Here is an 18,739-nt window from a genome sequence, read left to right as displayed (position 1 = left end):
GATGATCAGTATTGACTATCAAAACGCTCAATATACTGCTTAGGCGTCAAACCTCGATGTTTCTTAAACATCCGATTAAAGCTCGCGACGTTGGTATAACCTAACCTCTTCGAGACCTCTTCCACTGGCACTGAATACATCAGTAGCTCTACCGCCACGTTGCTTAACGCATACCCCATAATGGTAGAAAAATTGATGCCCGATTTATGCAAACGGCGTTGAAACTGCTGCTCAGAGAGCCCTAATAAACTGGAAACCTTGTGAAGGGTTGGTAAACCAAAGTGGCGACTGTAGTTGATCATCTCATAGGTGACCTTATGTTCATCACCAGCATCTGGCATGTTTAGATAGTTATCCAAGTCATGAAAGTTCATCGCCAGATTTGCTTTACTGTTCGATAGTGATTGATTGATGGATAACCTCGATTCACTCGGGATCCAAACCTCTGTGCGAGGCTGTCCCCATTGAATCGTACAGCCGAAATATTCATGGTAGAGGTCAACATTCTCTCGACGACCTGCTATTGAAACCGCAACGGGTTTAAAGTCATCACCCAAATATCGACGTAAAATCTTCATAATGAAAACCGCGACTCTTATTGAGTCATGCACTTTACCCGTTTCTGAGTAAGCAGGATTGTCGTAGCACCATTTAATCATTGTCCCTACCTGTGCACCGTATAAGAACGCACCAGACTGTAAACAATGCAGGCCGATGTTCACTCGGCGGATCGTAGAAGCAAGATCATGTCCAGAAAAAAACCAGTTGGTTAACGGGCCTAATTTTTCAATATCCACTCGGTCAGACAGTTTCAGAATAATATCTGGATCATTAGTTTGCTGTTCAAGAAACCCATACCATTTATCGACTTCATTGACCGGAATAAGATTCATTGAGTTAGTAAACACAGACTTCGGAATACCTAAACGCTCCGTATTAACCACAGGGTTTGTGACAGCGTGTTGATAAATACCCAAAATCCCTAACGCTCTTAAGAAGTTACAATTGTTCATTAGTCGCTAACCCTTAGAAAGGAGATCATAGATCAAATCATATAATTGCCATTATCGAAGTAATTAGTAAATTTACAACCTGTAAATCCAACTTCCATCACACTCGGCGTTCAAATTTTACTTAGGGTTGATCAATGAGTTTACTAAGTGTCCCATTTGTTGGAACAGGCGCAGACACCGCATTACACGTCGTAGCTGGCGTTGTGTTGGTCGCAACAATCGCAGCTGCATGTTACGGCTTTTGGCGTGTTCATGAATTACCAATCAATAAAGCCCACAGTAAAGAGCATCACCAGCTCGGTTTAATCACAGCTTTAACTTGGATTGGCTTCATATGGCACTGGGTATGGGTACTTGCCGTCATTTTAGCGTTTGTTGATATGGAAAAAGCCATCATAAACCTGAGAGACACATGGAAAGCACCTGCGGAACCAACAGAACAACAAGTTAAGAATGATCAAGATGGGGAGAGCCAAACATGTTAGAAGGCTTAGCTCTGTGGGCACTGTTCATCTATCTACTTAGGCTTATTGGTATGCCATGGAATAAGGGCACCAAAGCATTTTCTTATCTAGGTGGTACATCATGGTTATTGTTTGTTTGGGTTGGACTCATTAACTACACGCCGATGGATCTCTCTGGAGGTTCAGTCGTTCAATCACCACACATTCAGCTACGTCCAGATTCAACCAATGTGTCAGGCAAAACAACCAAGGTTCACATTAGACCGAACCAAGACGTGATTGAAGGTCAGCTCATTTACGAAATTGATGACACCAAATATGTTATTGCGAGAGATAAGGCTAGCGTGCAACTTGAATCGGCGAACGTTGCTTTAGATACCGCTCGCCAAGAAGTGAGCATCGCTAAAGTAAGCTATCAGTCAGCGCTTGAAGATATCAAAGCCTCTGTCGCTCAGATAGAATCAGCAAAAACAGATCTTGTTCTGCAATCTAAAACACTTGACCGTTACCAAAAGCAAAACAAAGTGGTAGAACATACGATTACTGAGACTGACATCGACCAACAAACGGCAAAGGTAGACTTGGCAACGTATAACGTCACCACGTTGGAATCTCAACTGAGTAAGAAAGAAGTTGATGCTGAGAACGCGAAGTTAAACATCCACAAGGCAGAAACCAACGTCAGTAAGAAACAAACTGAGGTAGATTCGGCAAAAGCAACATTGGCTCAAGCTCAATGGGATTTGAACAGTACCAAAGTAACGGCGCCGACTGACGGCTTTGTAACTAATTTCATTCTTCGTGAAGGACAGCGAGTATCAATGATGCCTCGTATCCAAATGTACACTGAAGAAAAATACGTGTTAATGCGAGTGAATCACCAAGCTATTCGTAACGTAAAAGTGGGCCAGCCTGCTGAGTTTGCAACGGCGGTATACCCAGGCAAGATATTCTCCGCAACCGTAGAAGGCATTGTTGAAGCGACGGGTGAAGCACAAGCTAGCCTATTCGGTATTGATGAACAAGTTCGTGTCACCACAGGTCGAAACCTTCAGAACAAGCACCACTTTGTCCACTTAAAAATTGACGAGGCGGAAGGTTACGATATTCCAGTCGGCTCTGTAGGGTTAGTTGGGTAAGCGGTGAGAAGCCGATCAGCTTTATGGCGTTCCTAGACGTAATACGCGGGATCATCATTAGAATGAAGTCCCAGTTATACTTCTTCTACTCGATCTAATACTAGTTTTAGATAAACGATACAAAGCCCGTGAGATCTGAGATCGCACGGGATTTTTATCTATTTTACCGTTAGTTGCAGACAGTGCAGCAAAAATCAAGAAACTAAGCAGTATTCAGTATTCAGTATTCAGTATTCAGTATTCACTTTTATCGTTTATTCCTTAATGACAAGCAACACAAATCGCAAAATGCAATTGCAAAACGCAACTACCAATTTACAAAATGCAAATAAACCGTTCAAATACGCACCAAATTGCTATAAAACACCCATTTTACATTGCTTTAAAAGTTGGCACACTAACTGCAATGTACATATTGACCCTTCTTAAGCCGAGGGTCACCTAGCCAACTGACGTTGTTAGTGAACCTTTCTTGTTCACGATATATATAGGCCAATTGCGAGTATTGCGATTGGCCATTTTTTTGCCTGCAATTTAAGAAACATCGTCCATCCAATATACAGACACTCATTCATAGCCATAATCGCCAGCATTCATAGTGAAGTTCAATTCTGGCTCATCACCTATGCCATAGAAAACGTTTTCTAATTATTTTTTAAGAATAAATATGAAAAGTAACCTTATGTTTTAAATGTCTATTTTTAACATAACCGCCTTAATAGAGAGCTTATTGACAAAACTAGCATTGACTATGTTATTTATATCACGATAATGCGCACGTTTGCCTGCAATACGGCGACCGTTAATTTTAATTTTGAACAATTGCGGAGGTAAAAAATGGCTGCGGATAATAACTACAGTCTAGGGCCGGTTCCTACATCGGCTAGGAAAGGAGTTGCTTCACTCACCATGGTAATGCTTGGACTCACTTTCTTCTCTGCAAGTATGTGGACAGGTGGTTCACTCGGGACAGGTCTTTCATTCAACGATTTCTTCCTCGCCGTTCTCATCGGTAACCTAATCCTCGGTATTTACACTTCTTTTCTTGGCTACATCGGCTCATCTACTGGCCTCTCTACTCACCTTCTTGCTCGTTTCTCTTTCGGTACTAAAGGCTCATGGCTTCCTTCTGCGCTACTTGGTGGTACACAAGTCGGTTGGTTTGGTGTGGGTGTTGCGATGTTTGCTATTCCAGTTCAAAAAGCAACGGGCATTGATACCAACACCTTGATTATCGTGTCTGGCTTGTTGATGACGGGTACAGTGTACTTCGGCATTAAAGCGCTAATGGTGCTTTCAGCGATTGCAGTGCCTGCGATTGCGATTCTGGGTGGTTACTCAGTACTGACTGCGGTAGACAGTGTTGGTGGACTAGAACAACTGCAACTAATTAAACCAGAGACACCAATGGACTTCTCAATGGCTCTTGCAATGGTTGTAGGTTCATTTGTTAGTGCGGGTACGCTAACGGCCGATTTTGTTCGCTTTGGTAAAAAGCCTGCGAGCGCAGTATTAATCACAATGGTCGCGTTCTTCATCGGTAACTCACTGATGTTTATCTTTGGCGCAGCCGGTGCAGCAGCAACAGGCCAATCAGACATTTCAGATGTGATGATTGCACAAGGGTTACTGCTTCCAGCGATCATCGTGCTTGGCTTGAACATCTGGACAACCAATGAGAATGCACTTTATGCATCGGGTCTGGGTTTATCTAACATCACTGGTCGCTCAAGTACTACAATGTCTATCATTAACGGCATTATCGGTACGATTTTCGCGCTTTGGTTATACAACAACTTCGTTGGTTGGTTAACCTTCCTTTCGCTGGCGATTCCACCAATTGGTGGCGTAATCATCGCCGACTTCTTCGCGAACCGTAAACGTTACAAAGATTTTGCAAATGCAGAGTTCCAAACCGTAAACTGGGCTGGCATTATCGCGGTAGCAACAGGCGTAGCCGCTGGTCACTTCCTACCTGGCGTTGTTCCTTTGAACGCAGTGTTAGGTGGTGCAATCAGTTACCTCGTGCTTAATCCTCTATTGAACAAAAAAGCTCTGAAATCTCAGGCCGCTTAAGGACACACTATGACAACCTTATTAATCAAGAACGCGAAACTTCAAGACCAAGAGGGCTTGAAACAGATTCTGATTGAAAATGGTCAATTTTCTCGCATTCTCGATAATGACGCGCAAATCAATCATCAAGGCGACACCCTTGATGCTGAAGGTGGCATTGCAGTTACTCCTTTCTGTGAACCGCACATCCACCTAGATACTACTCAAACTGCTGGTGAGCCTAACTGGAACATCTCTGGCACTTTGTTTGAAGGTATTGAGCGTTGGGCTGAGCGTAAAGAACTGCTATCAATCGAAGACGTAAAGTCTCGTGCCAAGCAAACACTGAAATGGCAGATAGCTAACGGTGTTCAACACGTTCGTACACACGTTGATGTGTCAGACCCAACACTCGTTGCGTTAAGAGCGATGGTTGAAGTTCGTGAAGAGATGAAAGAGTGGGTCGACATCCAGATCGTTGCATTCCCTCAAGAAGGCATTCTTTCATACCCTAACGGCAAAGAGTTGCTTGAAGAAGCAGTGAAGATCGGCGCTGACGTTATCGGTGCTATCCCTCACTTCGAATTCACTCGTGAATACGGTGTTGAATCTCTGCATTACGTGTTCGATCTTGCACGCAAGTACGACTGCCTGATCGATGTTCACTGTGATGAGATTGACGATGAACAATCTCGCTTTGTTGAAACGCTGGCAGCCCTTGCGCACAAATTCGAAATGGGTGAGAAGGTAACGGCAAGCCATACCACAGCAATGGGGTCTTATAACGGTGCTTACGCATCTCGCTTGTTCCGTCTATTGAAGATGTCTGGTATTAACTTCGTGGCTAACCCGTTAGTGAATATTCACTTACAGGGTCGCTTCGACGACTACCCGAAACGTCGTGGCGTAACGCGTGTTAAAGAAATGCTAGCAGCAAATATCAATGTGTGTTTCGGCCACGATGATGTGTTTGACCCATGGTACCCACTAGGTACAGCGAATATGCTTCAAGTTCTGCACATGGGACTGCACGTAACGCAAGTGATGGGCTACGACCAAATCAACACCTCACTTGATTTGATCAGCAAGAACTCAGCACGCACACTGCATATCCAAGACAACTACGGCATTGAAGAAGGTAAGCCAGGAAGCTTACTAATTCTTCCTGCAGATAACGGTTTTGATGCAGTACGTCGCCAAGTTCCAGTGCAGTACTCTATTCGCCACGGAAAAATAATCGCAGAGACTCAACCAGCTAAGACTAAAATTAATTTAGATAAGACTGAAGATATCAACTTCAAACGATAATATCGTCTATACTAACGAAGAAAAGGAGGCTTAGGCTTCCTTTTTACTTTGTCATGGCGTGTAACTTTATAAACCTATCAGCTGTTGTAGGTAGTTTTTGTTAACGAGCGCAACATGACAAAAAAACTCGCTGATTTATCAATCAATGAGTGTACAACCCGAAAGACTGTGTTAACATGCACTCGCTCTGTTAGCCGGAGTTATTTAAGTTAGATGAATAGTAAAAAATGACATGTAAAATCGTTACCCGTTTTTGTAAGTAGTTTTTCCTTATTTCTTAGCAATATTAAATAATTCAATTATCAGCGCATTGCAGTAATGCAATCAACAATTTAGAAAATTTATGAATAAGGGACAAATTATGTCTAACACAAATACTGGCACTGTAAAATGGTTTAACGAAGAGAAAGGTTTCGGTTTCATTTCTCAAGACAACGGCGGCGCTGACGTATTCGTACACTTCCGTGCTATCGCTTCTGAAGGTTTCAAAACTCTGAAAGAAGGCCAAAAGGTTTCTTTCGAAGTTGAAAACGGTCAAAAAGGCCTACAAGCAGCAAACGTTGTTGCTCAATAATTAGCTTTTAGCTAAAAAGAATTTTAAAGCGCTGATTTTTATCGGCGCTTTTTTATGCCTGAAATAAAACTTCCACTGAGTTACTATCGCTTCCACACTCACCCGTGTTACCCATTTTCGGCAGAGTGTTTGAACAAGCTTGGCTAACCCATTATTGACCGCGATTGGTATTACAGCCCCCCTCACCAACAGCCGCCCCCCCCAAAACCGGACCTCTCCTCTTTGGTTAAATAACGCCCTACTTATTGTTCGATATAAATATGCAATCGATTTCCATAATGAAAATGAGTTGTTTGCCCAATCCTCATCCATTAATTATATAATTTTTAAAGCAAAGATCGGTAAAATCCGCTAATCTTGGTCGCAGTGGCTTAGTTAGTTTGGTATCTGCAGTAAAAATCATGAAAAAAGACGAATTTCAAAAATCCACCGCAAATCTAAAAAAAGCGGTGCCTCTTATGATGAAGAACCGGGTGTCTACTACACCTGCAAATTACGCACTTTGGTACACCTATGTTGACAATGCTATCCCACAGCTGACAAAAGACATGGATGGTATCTTGGAATACTATGGCATTTGTCCTCCAGCCGTTGGTGAGCAGCTTTACAATAATTATGTTGCTAGCAAGTCTGAAACGAATATCAATGACCTCCGCGCCAATTTAGAATTGTTGGTCTCGGAAGTTTCGAATTCGATGAATGACACACTGAGCGATACCTCTGCTTTTTCTGAGATGATTGATAAAAGCTTCGAAGATTTAGCCCGCGTTGACAATGAAAGTTTATCGATCGATGAAGTCATGTCTTTAGTTCGTCAGTTAGTTTCTGAATCTCGTCATATTCGTCACTCTACTCAATTTTTAAATTCTCAGTTGAATTCTGCGACATCAGAAATCACTAAGCTAAAGTCTCAGCTAGTCGAAGTGCAGAAAGATGCACTCTTTGACAGCACAACGACACTCTATAACCGTCGCTCTTTCGACCGTGATATAGAAACCTTGTGTGAAGCGAAACAACCTCTGTGTTTAATTCTTCTCGATATCGATCATTTTAAAAACTTCAACGACACTTATGGCCACCTATTTGGCGACATGGTTCTTAAAGGCATTGCGCGCAAATTAAAACAAATGTGCCGTGAAGGGATTTCTGCTTACCGATTTGGTGGTGAAGAGTTCGCGATAATCGTGCCAAACAAATCATTACGCATTGCACGTCAGCTTGCAGACACCAACCGCCGCTCTCTAGAAAAGCTATCGATTAAAGATCGTCGTAGCGGGCAACAGGTAGGTAGCATCACCGCATCGTTTGGTGTTGCTGAGCTTGAACCCGGTGAATCGGCACAATCACTGATCGAACGCGCTGATAAGCTACTTTACGAAGCGAAGTCACTTGGTCGAAATAGAGTGATGCCGCTGTAGTCTGCAATCATCTAAACAAATTTACAGTTAAACGGCGTACTTACTAAACCCTGACTTCTAGGCTCTAGGCTCTAGGCTCTAGGCACAAAAATAGACTCGTAATTAACATCGAAAGCAAAAAGCCCCAATCAATAACCAGTAGGTTAATCGTTGGGGCTTTGTCGTTTATGCATAGTCGTCAGTGTTTAATGCTAAATACATTCAGAGTGTTTAACACTACACTGGTTCTACATCTTTCATAAATGCCAAAGATGTAGCTGTGACATTAAAGGGCGTAGCAATAATTAAGACAGTAATCTTCACCGCTCTTAGCTCGGAACTCTTTGTCTTCGCTGCATGCTTTTGGTTTACCCTTCTCATCACCTTGAACTAAGCTGATCCAGTGACGTATTGCTGTAGTGATGCCTTGACGCTCAGTATTCGTTTGTACCACTTCCATTGGTGACTGGCCAAAAGTAGTGCATGACTCTAACTGAATATCGTCGATATCGACCAATTCAATGCACCCCGTCCCTTTATGACAACCAAACATCACTTCTAAATGGCTTCCACTGCTATCTCGGAACAAGATTGAGTCTGGGTCACACTTCTCACCCATGTAAGCTACAAACTGCTTAGGATGCTTTAGACCGCTGTGTTGGCCATCTTTGAAATAAGCCATGATATGGCGGTAATCAACTACGTAGCTCGTTACATCTTGATGTGAGCCGTTCTCTAATGGAAACAATCTATCTAGCAGTTGTTTCGCTTTGAGTTGCTTCTCAGTTTGCTGTTTGGCACTGATAGTCTCCACGGCAAAGACAGCTTCAGCGATAAATGGTTTTGTTTGTTTTTGGATTTCTGTTTTATCGAATGTCAGCATATTCATAGTCTTTCCCTCTTGACCAACCCGGTGAACATTCACCGATTTTTATAGCAAAAATGTGTCCTAGAGCAATTACTCCAAACTAACGTTTAACTTATTTGTCATTTTGTGAATTGCTTAGTTTGTAGACTAGCGCTTTTTTCCTACAATTTCACAACAAAAATTTTACAATGTGAATTTTACAAATATGGCCTTGTCAAAAAGTTTAGTTCGTCAGTCTCATTTCCTAGGTACGAAAATACGTAACCTAAGAAAACGTAACCATTTAACGATGGAAGATTTGTCTGCGCGTTGTATTAGAATCAACCCAGAATACGCACCTTCCGTTTCTTACCTTTCAATGATTGAACGTGGAAAGCGCGTCCCAAGCATCGATATGCTAGAAGTAATCGCGCAGGTCTTTCAGAAGAACCCAACCTGGTTCCTTGACGACGAATCTGAACAACAAGCCATTGCTCCTGATAAAGGGAATCGTGGTGGGATAAGTGGCATGGCACTCGAGCCTAGCTTTCTTTTCTCCAACGACATCCTGCAAATTGCAATTCCAGAGATGCTATCGCAAACGGGGATCTCAGGCCGCCAGTTTGCACACCTCTTAATTCGAGCACACCAAGAAAGCAATCAGAACCACTTCCCTGACCTTGAGCGCGCAGCTGAAGAAGTTGGCTTGAAACGTCTTAACCTCAGCGTAGAAGACCTTATAGACATCGCTAGAAGCCTAGGAATTAACATCCGTTGGGTAACACGCACACCGAAAGACGTTGTTGATGAACTCGGAATTAATGCCAAACAGCTAGTCACTTCGTTCTTTGAACCTCCTAGCACAATCTTCTTAAATGAAATCCTGAAAGAGTACCCCACTCGTCTGAAATACGATTTATCGGTCTATATTGGCCATTGTATTCTGCATAGCAAAGAAGGCTTAAAGAGTGTGTTGTCGGTCGGCAACAACAACACATGGGACGACAACCAGGTTTCAGGCTCTTCGCAACTTAATTCTCAAGATATTCTTCAAGCGTGGCGAGACTTTGAATCTAGCTTCTTTGCTGGCGCACTTCTTTGCCCGAAAGTTCCATTTAGACAGTTGCTTGACCGCACTGGTTACGAAATCGACGTTCACAAAAGAGCGGGGGTTTCCCCCTCTGTTGCTATGCGTCGAATGACGGTAGTATCGCCCTACCCTCACTGGCACTACTTTGATGCTTATGGGCCAGGGAAACTCAAGGCGGTGTACCGCGGGAACGGGATTCCACTGCCTTGGGGAAATATGAGAACTGTTGCCGACCCATGTCAACATTGGGCTGTGTTCCGTCGATTGTCAGAACCTCGCGCAGGGAGTTCGGCTCAAATATCTATTTTAAATGTGGGTGATGAACCAAGAATCTACTGCTGTGAATCAATCAATATGACGGATCCTGCAGGTAACAATCGCGTATTGTGTGCAGGCATAGACCTTAACCCTGCAATTGATGCACAAGGCGGTAATTCAAGAGACATTGCAGAGCAACTTAAAGCATCATGCGTTAACAATGGTGGCTCGGTGGTAATCCCGCGTAACATCAAGAAAGATCTCACGACAATAGCCAAGATTCTAAATATAAATTGGATTGAACGTGGGATTGAGACAGAGGCTAGGCTTATCTGCTCCCGAGGTGGAGAATGCCCGCGCCAACCAAGCTGTTACTCAAAGTGTGGTGAGTGTTAGCGCAAGAATGGTATGAGCATGATTAGTAAATTGTCGTGCTCTGCTTGTTTTGCTTGATCTAACTGCACTTAATAATAAGTGTAGTAATAACAATTAATAAAAAGTAATACCAACAAGTAGAACTCAAAATTCAGGCAAAAAAAAACCAATCACAAAAGGGTGATTGGTCATATATTTTGTGTGAACAATATGGGTTCACTAACAACGTCAGTTGGCTAGGTGACCCTCGGCTTAAGAAGGGTCACTATTACTAATGCACTATACGTGCCAACTTTAAACATACGTATTTACTACGCATCTGAACACGTATTCGCCATAAATGCTTGTTTGTTTTGCAAACTGAAATTGCAAATTGCAAAACCCAACAAATCGCTAGTGACTATGTTGTTATTAATAGATCATTAAAGATTAATTTCTCTTCCTATAAATACCTACTTTTCAATAAATTCGATAGCTTCAACTCTGAAGAAACCTCTTCTTGTTTGCTTAGGGCGTGTTGATCTTTCGAGCTGATTTTTGCAGCGAGTTGCTGGGTATTTATACAAGGCAGAGGTTTCGATGTGTAGCTAGCCTACATGAGAAGCCGATAACGTAGTAGAAATGACCAGCAAACGCTGCCCAAAGGGTTCAGCTAAAAGCGTTTTACTCTTTGTTGAGGGAGATTTGCTTAGAATGACTAGGCGACTTCCCCCTCGCCGCGATTAAAACACTTTTAGCTCGAACAAAATTTAACCGCGAAAGGTCAACACGCCCTAATTACACCCATAAAAAAACGCGAACATTGAAATTCAATATTCGCGCTTGTTCGAGTTCGATAGCAGGAAATCGTCAATGAACGAGAACCCTCTTACGAAGCGATCTCGTTACATAATCTTTGCAAAGTTATCTGCTCAACGCTCTGTCTACCAAAGAGCTACTATTTCTGAGATGCAGGCTTAGAACGGCTTCTAGATGGCGAAGGTTTGTTACCTGTAGGCTTATTACCTGCTGACTTGTTAGACGGTTTGCTCGAACCATTACTTCCACCGAAACCAGACTTTTTAGGTTTACCTGCACCACCTGGCTTGCCAGAACTATTCGTAGAAGGCTTATTACCGCGCTTATAGTTGCTGCCATTATTTCTTAAAGACTTATCATCACCAGCAGCTGCAGAGTTGCTGTCTGAAGCTTTGTTGCCTGAGTTAGGCTTACGCTTTGGAGCAGATCCATTACCTGCTACATGACGCTTGTTCTTGCCTGCTGGCTTATGGCCGCGAGCATTCTCACCAGAACGTTGGCCATCCGAGTGTTCGCGTGTCTTTTTCGGTTTCTTAGGCTTAATCGGACGCGAATCCAAGCGAGATTCTGGTAATTTGTTTACGGGTGCAAAACCTTCCAGTTCACGACGCTCCAGTACTTGTTGAATAAGGCGTTCAATACCGAATAGCTCACCCACTTCATCTGCACAAACCAATGAAATTGCTTTACCAACTTCACCAGCACGGCCAGTACGACCAATACGGTGAACGTAATCTTCTGATACGTTTGGAAGGTCGAAGTTAACCACTTGAGGAAGTTGTGGGATATCAATACCACGAGCAGCGATATCGGTCGCTACGAGTACTCGTACCTTACCGGTTTTAAAGTTCTCTAAGGCTTTAGTACGCGCGCCTTGGCTCTTGTTACCATGGATAGGAGCAGAAGTGATGTCTTGCTCTTCAAGGAAACGAGCAAGCTTGTTTGCACCGTGTTTTGTTTTGCTGAACACCAACACTTGTCGCCAATCATTATCTTTGATCAGCTTAGCTAGCATTGGCGCTTTTTTCTTTTTATCTACTGGATAAATACTTTGTTCAACAGTTGGTGCTGTTGAGTTTGCAGGGCTTACCGAGATCTCAACTGGGTTATTTACTAAGCCTTTAGCCAAGCTACGAATATCATCAGAGAACGTTGCAGAGAACAGTAAGTTTTGACGCTTCTTCGGTAGGAAAGCCAAGATCTTACGGATGTCGCGGATGAAACCCATGTCTAACATGCGATCAGCTTCATCTAATACTAGAATCTCTAGCTGATCAAAACGCACTGCATTTTGGTTGTATAGGTCAAGTAGACGACCCGGTGTTGCCACCAACACATCACTGCCTTTACGAAGTTTTTGCATCTGAGGGTTAATTTTCACGCCACCAAACACGACCGTAGAAGTAAGCGGTAGGTTAAGACCGTATTTAACTACGCTGCCATTCACTTGCGCAGCAAGTTCACGGGTAGGTGTTAGCACTAGTGCACGAACTTGGTTCTGACGTACGCGAGGGCCTTTTGATAACATTTCAAGAATAGGTAGCGTGAAGCCAGCAGTTTTACCTGTACCTGTTTGAGCAGCGGCCATTACATCTTTGCCCGTTAGGACAGCTGGTACGGCTTTCTCTTGGATTGGTGATGGCTTATCGTAACCTTGTGCTTCAATAGCTTTAAGGATCGGTTCAGAAAGGCCAAGGGAGGTAAAACTCATAGATTATTTTCTCAGTTGAATAACATTTAGTATGAGCAACGCGCAGAAATAAGTCGTTGCTACAGCTTTCGCTCATCAATAGGATTGATAAGGAGCAAAGCGCGGTATTCTGAGGCTTTTCCCCACATTCAGCAACTAAATTCTAATAGCAGATCCAATCCAACCTATAAAATTTGTCGTTTCTGTTCGTACATTTTTTCATCAGCCGCTTTGAGTAGTGCATCGACACCACTGTAGTTATTGTTGTGAATTACCCAACCAACGCTAATTCGAAGATAAATCGAGTGCGTATCATAAACAACAGGTGTGCTACATATCGCTCTTCGAAGTTTAGCTACAATCGAAGAGACATGTTGATCATCAATGATGCGTGGTAACAAAACTAAGAACTCATCACCACCGATTCTCGCAACGATATCTGAACCACGTAACTCACTCTTAATGCGATTAGCACACTCAATAAGCACTTGATCGCCAGCCGCATGACCAAAAGTGTCATTGATCGCTTTAAAGCCATCCAGATCGATATTTACCACAGCAAAGGTTCTTGCTCTCTGCTTTTGGGTGACTTTGAACGCCTGCTTTAGGCTGTACATAAAGTATCGACGATTAGGTAGCATGGTGAGTTCATCATGCATAGAGCGACTATCTGCAATTCGGTACAGGCGATAAATAGTAAAGAAGGCAAACGCCAGCACTAACATTATGGTGTAACCCACCAACCTTACTGCTTGAATTCGATACCACTGCACATCCATCAACACATGCTCATTACCAGAGAGAGCAAGGTACCAACCACCGTATGGAAAGCTCACCTGTTCAGTCACAAAAGCATTATCAAATACGTCCTGAGAGCCATAAAAGACCGCGCCATCTTTACCCGAACTGTTTGCACCGCGAATCGCGAGTTTATACTTGTTTTCGAGCATCCCAATTCCGACATCTTCAAACAGCTCATCTAAACTAATAACGGCACTGGATACACCCCAATAGTCTTCGTTAAAAGGCGGGTCTCGAAAGATCGGAGTTCGCGTAATGATAGCTTGGCCACCTTGAAACAGCTCAAAAGGACCAGCAATAAAGGTGTTGCCAAGATTACGGGCTATCTCAACAGACTCCCATTGGTCTGGATAATCACGATAATTAATACCGAGAATCTGCTCATTGCCTTCCATAGGGTAAACAAAGTTTAGAATGTCGTCTTTGGCTAGCCCAATAAGACGAATATGGAAACCATCTTTAATAATACTTTCAGCAATCTTGTCCCAATTTTTCACCTCACCATCAGGGTTTATGGTCACTAAGGTCGAAAAATTATTGAGGATATACATATCTGACACGATCGCGGCTTCGATTCGAGAACGAATGATCGATAGCTGCTTTTTTGCCTCAGAGTAGGATTCATCTTTCAGGTAGGATAACTCTTTAGAGTGAAAAAATTCGATAGCACTCATTACCACTAAAAAAAACAGTAAAGATAATAATTTGGCAGGCCATTGCTTGCTAGAACCACTTGGCATTCAGACCCCCTAAACCTTTTTGTTCTTAAATTTGCTCATATCAGACTAACTCTTTAAGTATGCCGTTAAGCTATTTAAATACATACACTTAGCCTAGTGCTCATTTCATTATTGAGTCATTCATCACTTAAAGTCCATTAGACACATTGATTACTGAACCAAATATCGAATCAATCTTATTAAAGATTACAATGTATTGACCAAAACCTTACATTGAAAGATTCATGAGTGTTATTTTATATTCACAATTAATCAGCTTGGTACCTTACGAACATGAAGCTAAAAACGCTAACTCTGTGCACATTGTTATCAATCTCAGTTGCGGTTGCGGTTCACGCACAAGCTACTTCAGATACGCTAACGGCTTTTGACACACAACAGACTGTTACTATACAAGAGCCTGTTAACATACAAGCAACAATCGTACCAAATGTTCAATCACAAGCTGGTGTTCTCGACTCTCAAGAGCAATCTTTTAAACAATCCGCCGATCTGATTCGCACAACCTACGAAAGCCAACTTTACACTCTGCCTGCATTCAAAGAAGGTCACTATGGTTTGCGTATGTATCGACAAACATTAGACGACAAATATTCTGCCGCGGTATGGAGTGACATGGCACGTGTAGCAAGTAAGCTCAGCCGCCTGTCGAATGATGTTCACACCATGGAACAAATCGTACTGTACTCAGAAAAGCGTGTTGCTTCCTATGTTGGCGACAGCGATGAACGTAGTGTTCGACGCTACAACATCACCAAGCACATGCCAGAATATCTATATCTTGGTGTTGACCTTCTCGGCTCTATGGCGCGCGCCAATGAGTACGGTTTAGAACACAAGAACGATGCCAAACTGCGTGAAATCATTCGTCGTTATGACTTTTCACGATACGTGACCAATGAAGATATGGTGAAAGCGTGGGCAGCCCAACTCGCTAATCAAGTTTACTGGCTACGCCAATTGGGTGAACAAGATGTCGTTGATGAATTTGTCGATACCTTCAAAAAAGCCTACCCAGACGATAAAGACAAGAAGCTTTCAAGCCAGCAATACGGCAATAAAATCTATGGTATGACACATGTGATTTTTGGAGATTCTGAGTATTACCAGCACCAAGTAAGCGAGCAAGAACACCAATGGATCTACGATTACTTCAGAGAAAACATCGATACGATCCTGTTACGAGCTAAAGAGGATGTGATTGCTGAGGTTGGGTTGACTTTCTTATTAGCCGGTCTAGAGAGTGACTCGGTTGTAGAGAAAACTAGGCTCGCAATCCAGGCATCTATCGATAAGACAAAAGGCATGATCCCTTCGGTCACCGGTGATTTTGATCTCAAATATGGAGAGCACCGCAACGTACTCGCTATCATGCTACTCGATTGGCAGCAAGTGAACGAAGCACCAACTTATGAAGGTAACCCTAAAGTGTTTACTAACATCCCTTACGGACTAGTTGAAAATCAACCGCTGAAGCACTAGCAGTAATACTTAAGTTGATTTTAGAACCCAAAAAGCCGCAAACCTCTCAAGGTCTGCGGCATTTTTAACTCTTACCACACCAACACTTGATTCAGGCTCAGGATACGGCTTTGTTCATCACTATCGTGAAATCCCCTTCTGCGTATCCTTCTATCAAGGAGACATCGTCACAGAGTGTTTTACAAAATCGATATACGCCTTGAGGGTGATAACTCATCAAGGTATTGCGTGAAGGATATTGGCTTGAATTGAGCAGATTAAAAATCACCGTCTGATTCGCTAGTCCAAACATACGAGTAATCATGTTAGTCAGATAATCCGAGTCGCGAGAGATGTAATTCAATGAGCCACTGGCTATAACTACATCGTGTACCTCAAGGCTCATTTGGCTCATATCACCCGACAAAAACCGACAACGATCTTCTGTATAGCTCTGTTTCGCCTTCTTTAAAAAGCCTGCGTGTTGGTCAACGCCGGTGTAAGATTGAATGCGATAGATGCTGGCGAGCAACTCAAACAGCTCGCCATAGCCACAACCCAAATCTAAAATACTCTTCTTTTCAAAGTCAGCCGAACGAGCAATCACTTCAAAGCGACATAATTGGCTCTCTTCGCTGGTCCACCCTAAAGCTTTAGCCTTATCGCCATTCGCTCGGTTAGCCTGTTTGCGATGATAGCGATACACTTTCCAACGATCGAGCCAGTGCATTCAAACAAATCTCACTTCAATGAACATAAGTACGCCTCATTAAACTTAGACGTCGGAATTTGAAGAAAAGAGCCCACCGATTTTATAACCGATCGCATAGCAAACCACGGCGACAGTCACAAACACCAAAGCTGAGAAGACATAAGCCACCGATGCAGCAACGCCAGTGCCCCATACTACGCTAAACACTAAACCGAGATACGCTTCTTGCGGCCACTGATAGATAGGAAACTGAGTACCACCAGCAATAAGATAAACCATCGCAAACAAGCCAATGAAGGTAGCAATAAGACCGATGAGAACGCGCATGTTCATAGAGAGACCCTTGATAAATTTGAGCTTGGTTGCCGTATTCTTAGTCGGAACGGAATATTCTTATTCGGAACCGAGTGTTCTTAATAGAAACCGGATTTTCTTAATTGAAGCCGAATGCTATTAATCGCAACCTAATGATATTCAAGTATATCGGATAAAACAGGCTTGCTCTATTACTCTTCCGAGTGAGCCTTATACACCGCATAGCAATAAAAGTGGTGGTTCAAAATCTGAATCAACTTAACGAGCAGGCACAAAAAAGCGGACACCCTTCTCACGTTAAATCCGCAAGAAAGGTGCCCGCTTCAACTGAATTTAGGCGCTTGAACTAAATTTAGGCGCTTGAACTCAATCTCGCTTAAAGCAGGATGAAGATACCCGCTAAACACGCACTCATTAGGTTTGCTAGCGTACCAGCAGCGACTGCTTTCAAGCCTAAGTTTGCCACTTCAGCACGACGCTCTGGTGCCATAACACCGATTGAACCCAGCTGAATAGCAATAGAACCAATGTTAGCAAAACCACATAGAGCAAAAGTGACGATGACTTGGCTATGTTCAGATAACAGCGCTTTGTTCTCAACGAAGTCGATGAAAGCAACAAACTCGTTCATTACGATCTTCTGACCAATGTAAGAACCCGCCATCAATACTTCATCACTTGGGATACCGATCAGCCATGCTAGTGGTGAGAACAGGTAACCAAAGATAGCTTGCAGCGTAATACCGGCAAAACCGAACGTCTCACCTAAGCTTTCTAGGCCAGTGTTCACCATCGCAATTACACTCACGAATGCAATCAACATAGTACCGACAGCCACCGCGACTTTCATACCGTTCATCGCGCCGCTTGCCAGTGCATCGATCACGTTGCTTTGGTCAGCTTTATCGAGTTCGATATGGTCGTAGTCACTTGGTGTACTGCGCTCAGGAACGATGATCTTCGCCATTAACAGACTACCCGGAGCTGCCATGAAGCTTGCTGCGATAAGGTATTTAAGTTCAACACCTAAACCAGCATAACCACCAAGTACACTGCCCGCTACCGACGCCATACCACCTGCCATTAAAGCAAACAGTTCCGAACGAGTCATAGACTTTAAAAACGGACGAATAAGAAGAGGAGACTCACCCTGAGAAAGGAAGATATTACCTGTCGCTACCAAGGATTCAGCTTTGCTGGTGCCCAGCAGTTTTTGCACCGCTCCGCCCAAGATTTGAATCACTTTTTGCATGATACCGAGGTAGTAAAGTGCAGAAATCAGAGCACTGAAGAAGATAATGATTGGAAGTACGCGTATCGCGAAAATGAAACCTTCAGTTGCAAGGTCGCCGAAAAGGAATGCGATACCAGCGTCTGCAAAACCAAGCAGGCTAGAAACGCCATTACTTAGGCTTGTTAGCGCCAATTGGCCCCAAGGGAAATACAACACCAAAGCAGCGAAGCCGATTTGAAGTAATAGTGCACGAGAGACTGTTTTCCAGTTAATCGAAGAACGACTTTCAGATAGCAGGTACGCACAAGCAATCAGTGCAAGAACACCGACAAAACCAAATAGAATATTCATAATGTGTCCTAGTAATCCTTAAAGAGTGAACATGAGCCAAACGAATGACATCAAAGGAATAGGACAAAGAACCGCAAGCAAAACGCTACGCGATGAAGGAGCTAACAGGGTTAGCGA

At 43.1% G+C, this 18,739-nt stretch carries 15 protein-coding genes; 8 read left to right on the top strand and 7 right to left on the bottom strand.

What is annotated here, in order from left to right:
* Positions 1-5: 5 nt before the first annotated feature.
* Positions 6-1,013 (bottom strand): AraC family transcriptional regulator, encoded by a 1,008-nt coding sequence (locus tag ACED60_RS05770; protein WP_017097042.1) that lies wholly within the window; start codon positions 1,011-1,013, stop codon positions 6-8.
* Positions 1,014-1,147: 134 nt separating this feature from the next.
* On the opposite strand from ACED60_RS05770, the gene ACED60_RS05765 reads away from it, so the two are divergent.
* From ACED60_RS05765 to ACED60_RS05740, 6 genes are all read left to right on the top strand, one after another.
* Complete coding sequence (locus ACED60_RS05765) at positions 1,148-1,498, top strand: hypothetical protein (protein ID WP_012600300.1); 351 nt, start codon at positions 1,148-1,150, stop codon at positions 1,496-1,498.
* Complete coding sequence (locus ACED60_RS05760; protein ID WP_371727113.1) at positions 1,492-2,616, top strand: HlyD family secretion protein; 1,125 nt, start codon at positions 1,492-1,494, stop codon at positions 2,614-2,616. Before ACED60_RS05765 ends, ACED60_RS05760 begins: the two co-directional genes overlap by 7 nt.
* Before the next feature lie 837 nt (positions 2,617-3,453).
* A complete protein-coding gene (gene codB, locus ACED60_RS05755; protein WP_032548041.1) occupies positions 3,454-4,692 on the top strand; it encodes a cytosine permease in 1,239 nt (412 codons plus the stop codon).
* Between the two features lie 9 nt (positions 4,693-4,701).
* Positions 4,702-5,979 carry a cytosine deaminase gene (locus ACED60_RS05750; protein ID WP_371709548.1) on the top strand — a complete coding sequence of 426 codons (1,278 nt, stop codon included), beginning with the start codon at positions 4,702-4,704 and terminating at the stop codon, positions 5,977-5,979.
* A gap of 361 nt (positions 5,980-6,340) precedes the next feature.
* Positions 6,341-6,553 (top strand): cold-shock protein, encoded by a 213-nt coding sequence (locus ACED60_RS05745; RefSeq protein WP_004730009.1) that lies wholly within the window; start codon positions 6,341-6,343, stop codon positions 6,551-6,553.
* Between the two features lie 401 nt (positions 6,554-6,954).
* Positions 6,955-7,971, top strand: a complete 1,017-nt coding sequence (locus ACED60_RS05740; RefSeq protein WP_371727112.1) for a GGDEF domain-containing protein — start codon at positions 6,955-6,957, stop codon at positions 7,969-7,971.
* A gap of 265 nt (positions 7,972-8,236) precedes the next feature.
* Here the strand turns inward: ACED60_RS05740 and ACED60_RS05735 are convergent, their stop codons facing one another.
* Complete coding sequence (locus ACED60_RS05735) at positions 8,237-8,839, bottom strand: malate synthase (protein WP_102249384.1); 603 nt, start codon at positions 8,837-8,839, stop codon at positions 8,237-8,239.
* A gap of 169 nt (positions 8,840-9,008) precedes the next feature.
* Between ACED60_RS05735 and ACED60_RS05730 the strand changes: the two genes are divergently transcribed.
* A complete protein-coding gene (locus ACED60_RS05730; RefSeq protein ID WP_017097047.1) occupies positions 9,009-10,541 on the top strand; it encodes a DUF3612 domain-containing protein in 1,533 nt (510 codons plus the stop codon).
* Between the two features lie 916 nt (positions 10,542-11,457).
* Here the strand turns inward: ACED60_RS05730 and ACED60_RS05725 are convergent.
* Together ACED60_RS05725 and ACED60_RS05720 are read right to left on the bottom strand one after the other, a co-directional pair.
* Entirely contained in the window at positions 11,458-13,029 is a 1,572-nt protein-coding gene (locus ACED60_RS05725) for a DEAD/DEAH box helicase (protein WP_371727111.1), read from the bottom strand.
* A gap of 164 nt (positions 13,030-13,193) precedes the next feature.
* On the bottom strand, positions 13,194-14,549 hold the full coding sequence (locus ACED60_RS05720) for a diguanylate cyclase (RefSeq protein ID WP_371727109.1): 1,356 nt from the start codon (positions 14,547-14,549) through the stop codon (positions 13,194-13,196).
* Between the two features lie 273 nt (positions 14,550-14,822).
* On the opposite strand from ACED60_RS05720, the gene ACED60_RS05715 reads away from it, so the two are divergent.
* Positions 14,823-16,031, top strand: a complete 1,209-nt coding sequence (locus ACED60_RS05715) for a DUF3541 domain-containing protein (protein WP_371727108.1) — start codon at positions 14,823-14,825, stop codon at positions 16,029-16,031.
* Between the two features lie 97 nt (positions 16,032-16,128).
* On the opposite strand, the gene ACED60_RS05710 is transcribed toward ACED60_RS05715, so the two are convergent.
* From ACED60_RS05710 to ACED60_RS05700, 3 genes are all read right to left on the bottom strand, one after another.
* Positions 16,129-16,740 (bottom strand): class I SAM-dependent methyltransferase, encoded by a 612-nt coding sequence (locus ACED60_RS05710; RefSeq protein ID WP_371727106.1) that lies wholly within the window; start codon positions 16,738-16,740, stop codon positions 16,129-16,131.
* A gap of 45 nt (positions 16,741-16,785) precedes the next feature.
* Positions 16,786-17,055 (bottom strand): hypothetical protein, encoded by a 270-nt coding sequence (locus ACED60_RS05705; protein WP_065678146.1) that lies wholly within the window; start codon positions 17,053-17,055, stop codon positions 16,786-16,788.
* Between the two features lie 358 nt (positions 17,056-17,413).
* Positions 17,414-18,622: a NupC/NupG family nucleoside CNT transporter gene (locus tag ACED60_RS05700; protein WP_371727105.1), complete on the bottom strand. Its 1,209-nt coding sequence runs from the start codon at positions 18,620-18,622 to the stop codon at positions 17,414-17,416.
* Positions 18,623-18,739: the final 117 nt, after the last annotated feature.

Origin of the sequence: Vibrio sp. 1F279, assembly GCF_041439815.1 — a bacterium.
GTDB classification, from domain to species: domain Bacteria; phylum Pseudomonadota; class Gammaproteobacteria; order Enterobacterales; family Vibrionaceae; genus Vibrio; species Vibrio tasmaniensis_A.
This window is presented reverse-complemented; position numbering and strand designations above follow the sequence as displayed.